Origin of the sequence: Muribaculum sp. (assembly GCF_029051885.1) — a bacterium.
Classification (GTDB): Bacteria; Bacteroidota; Bacteroidia; order Bacteroidales; family Muribaculaceae; genus Muribaculum.
Genome location: NZ_JAIDKI010000019.1, coordinates 1 through 3,395, shown reverse-complemented (window position 1 = coordinate 3,395; position 3,395 = coordinate 1). Strand labels below are relative to the sequence as shown.

At 45.7% G+C, this 3,395-nt stretch carries 4 protein-coding genes and 1 rRNA gene; 4 read left to right on the top strand and 1 reads right to left on the bottom strand.

Translation table 11 applies throughout. The features are described 5' to 3' along the window. From rrf to K2I50_RS00710, 4 genes are all read left to right on the top strand, one after another. A 5S ribosomal RNA gene (gene rrf / locus K2I50_RS10890) occupies positions 1–79 on the top strand; the annotation flags it as partial. A 365-nt stretch (positions 80–444) separates the two neighbouring features. Further along, the gene (gene rsgA / locus K2I50_RS00720) at positions 445–1,380 is read left to right on the top strand and encodes a ribosome small subunit-dependent GTPase A (RefSeq protein ID WP_301024337.1); all 936 of its coding nucleotides are present in this window, start codon (positions 445–447) and stop codon (positions 1,378–1,380) included. A gap of 30 nt (positions 1,381–1,410) precedes the next feature. Further along, positions 1,411–2,034 carry an L-threonylcarbamoyladenylate synthase gene (locus K2I50_RS00715; RefSeq protein WP_301024336.1) on the top strand — a complete coding sequence of 208 codons (624 nt, stop codon included), beginning with the start codon at positions 1,411–1,413 and terminating at the stop codon, positions 2,032–2,034. A 228-nt stretch (positions 2,035–2,262) separates the two neighbouring features. Continuing rightward, positions 2,263–3,198, top strand: a complete 936-nt coding sequence (locus tag K2I50_RS00710) for a malate dehydrogenase (protein ID WP_301024335.1) — start codon at positions 2,263–2,265, stop codon at positions 3,196–3,198. Here the strand turns inward: K2I50_RS00710 and K2I50_RS00705 are convergent. Continuing rightward, positions 3,199–3,395 (bottom strand): hypothetical protein (locus K2I50_RS00705; RefSeq protein ID WP_301024334.1); only part of this gene is annotated, 197 nt, incomplete at its 5' end.

Sequence of the window (3,395 nt, the reverse complement as noted above, 5' to 3'; positions counted from 1 at the left end):
CTTCCCATTCCGAACAGAGAAGTTAAACCCCGCCACGCCGATGGTACTGCGAAAGTGGGAGAGTAGGTAACCGCCTCCTTCAACGACAGAGCCTGATGATACATAATCATCGGGCTCTGTCTTTTTTATATACCCCTGCTCCCGCTCTCTCTCTTGCGTTCCCGCTCCCATGCATTCCCTCCGACCTCTCAGCGCAAGGTCGCGTCCTCTACGACGGTAGTTTACACTCCACCACTGCCAACGTTTGTTCCCTCTATTGCGGCAGCCTATGTCGCCTTCCGCACAGAGCGCACACACATCCACGGTTACCATTTACCGTCTTATGCGCTTGCATTCGGTCTGATATCCTGCTGCTATGTTTTTGCATGAACAAATTGCTGGTTCGGACTTTTATTAGTGAACGGAACTGAAATTTTATGTATCTTTGTCAATTATACATATTCAATGGATGGTTTAGTAATAAAGAATACAGGTAGCTGGTATGTCGTTTACACTGATGATAAACGTGAGATTCCGGCAAAGATTAAGGGCAATTTCAGGATTAAGGGCATCCGTACCACTAATCCTGTAGCTGTCGGAGACAGAGTGTGTATTGTTGTCAATGATGATGGTACAGGATTCATTACATCGATTTATCCGAGGAGAAATTATATTATCCGCAGAGCGAGCAATCTCTCTAAGGAATCGCATATCCTGGCTTCTAATATTGACAGGGCTTATCTTGTTGTTACTATCGACCATCCGGTAACATCTACGACGTTTATTGACCGCTTTCTTGCCTCAGCAGAGGCATATAATGTGCCGGTAACACTTGTATTCAATAAGACAGACTTGCTTCAGGACAGTGATGGACGAGAGCTGCTTGAGGCGGTAGATTATCTGTATTCATCGATTGGATATGATACCATTGTCGCATGCGCTAAAGACGGGACCGGTATTGAGGAGATGGCTCGTAGCATGGCAGGTGGCGTTAATCTTCTTGCCGGTAATTCGGGAGTTGGAAAATCTACAATAATCAATGACCTTATTCCCGGTGTATCGGTGCGTACGGCTGAGATTTCCATGCAGCATGATACGGGACAGCACACAACAACATTCTCAGAGGCATATCCCTTGCCTGGTGGTGGTTGGGTAATTGATACCCCCGGAGTAAAAGGATTCGGCACGATTGATTTTAAGCGTAATGAAGTGGCTCATTATTTCCCGGAGATTTTCAAAATATCATCAGAATGTCGTTACGGCGACTGCACACATACACATGAGCCCGGTTGCGCGGTTTTGCAGGCGCTTGAGGATAACATCATAGCACGTTCGCGTTATGCATCATACCTGTCAGTGCTTGAAGATGCCGATCCCGACAAGTATCGCAAACCATTTTAATTGCATACACATATTTTTATTACAGATACCATGACAACAATACTTAAGACGTATGAAACCAGCATCAACGAGCGCTACATCGAGCTTGCGACTCAGGCTATGCAGGACGGTCAATTGATAGTATACCCGACGGATACGCTGTATGCAATAGGTTGTGATGCTCTTAATGCACGTGCTATAGAGAGAATATGTCGCCTGAAGAATATCAATCCGCAGAAAGTAAATCTGTCGATTATATGTTGGGATATATCACAGGCCGCAGAATATGTAAGGATTGACAACCGAGCCTATCGTATCCTTAGGTCGTGCTTGCCGGGACCATATACCTTCATATTGCCTGCGGCCACGACTCTCCCTAAAATATTCAAGGGGCGTAAGGTAGTCGGAGTACGTATCCCTGACAATGATATAGCGCGTCGTCTCGCTCAGTCACTTGGCAATCCATTGCTGTCGGCTTCTGCGGTGAGCGAGTCAGATGTCGATTTTTCTCAGGAGATAGTAGATCCTGAGATGATAGCGCGCAGGTATGACAGTGAGGCATCATTTGTGATAGATGGCGGTGAAGGCCGCACAGTGCCCTCTACTGTTGTTGATCTTACCGATAGCACCAATCCGGTCGTTATCAGAGAGGGGGCCGGTAAATTTGAGATATAATCAAAGACGCCTCTATAATCTCCATCAGTCATATCTTTTTTCGACAAATATTGCGGTATGTTTTTCCGCTTAAATGGTGACCATTAAAGAAAAATTTCTTTAAATTTTTCATGTCTATAAAATTATTGATTAATTTTGTGATGCTCATGTCGGCAAAGGCGTGATGCATCCTGTCACTGCAAGGAAAATAAGCATATAAATAAGAATAAACCCAATCAAAATTCAATTATGTCAAAGGTAACTGTTGTAGGTGCCGGTAATGTAGGTGCCACCTGTGCAAATGTATTGGTTACTCGTAATGTAGCCGACGAAGTAGTACTTATCGATATCAAGGAAGGTCTCTCTGAAGGAAAGGCTATGGATATCATGCAGACAGCCAATCTGCTTCATGTCAACACTCATATGACCGGTGTGACCAATGACTACGAAAAGACAAAGGATAGCGACATCGTTGTAATCACTTCCGGTATTCCCCGTAAGCCCGGTATGACCCGTGAGGAGCTCATCGGTGTAAATGCAGGTATCGTTAAGTCGGTTATGGAAAATGTGCTTAAATACAGCAAGAACCCCATAATCATCTGTGTTGCCAATCCTATGGACACACTGACATATCTTATCCATAAGACATCCGGTCTGCCCAAGAACCGCATTATCGGTATGGGTGGCGCTCTCGATAGCTCTCGCTTCAAATATTTCCTCAGCAATGCATTGAACGCTAATCCCAACGAAATCGAAGGTATGGTAATCGGCGGTCATGGCGATACCACAATGATTCCTCTGGTACGCTACGCTGCTTACCGTGGTGTTCCCGCCACTGAGTTCCTCCCCAAGGAGCAGCTTGACAAGATTGCTGCCGACACTATGGTAGGTGGTGCTACTCTGACATCTCTTCTCGGAACATCAGCATGGATGGCTCCCGGTGCTGCTGCTGCCGAACTTGTTCGTGCCGTACTCCACGATGAGAAGCGCGTGATTCCCTGCTCTGCTCTCGTTGAAGGCGAATATGGCGAAAGCGACATCTGTATCGGTGTTCCCTGTCTGCTCGGCCGCAACGGTATCGAAAAGATTGTAGAGCTCTCTCTCAACGAAGAGGAAAAGGCTCTCTTCAAGAAGAGCGCCGAGGCTGTGCGTAAGACTAACGGAGCTCTTGCCGCTGCCCTCTAATCAGCTTGAATTTTCGACTTTGTCGGAATAACGATTAGGCCAACGCCTTTTCGAACCAAAATATAAGGCAGAATGTTTTCTGATATAATGGAAACTTTCTGCCTTTATTATCTTTTTGAAGTTAAGAGCTTGTTTAATAATAAATGTTGCCGCCAGGGTCGTATAGCTTGAGACGATTTTCGACATGTGACGAAGGA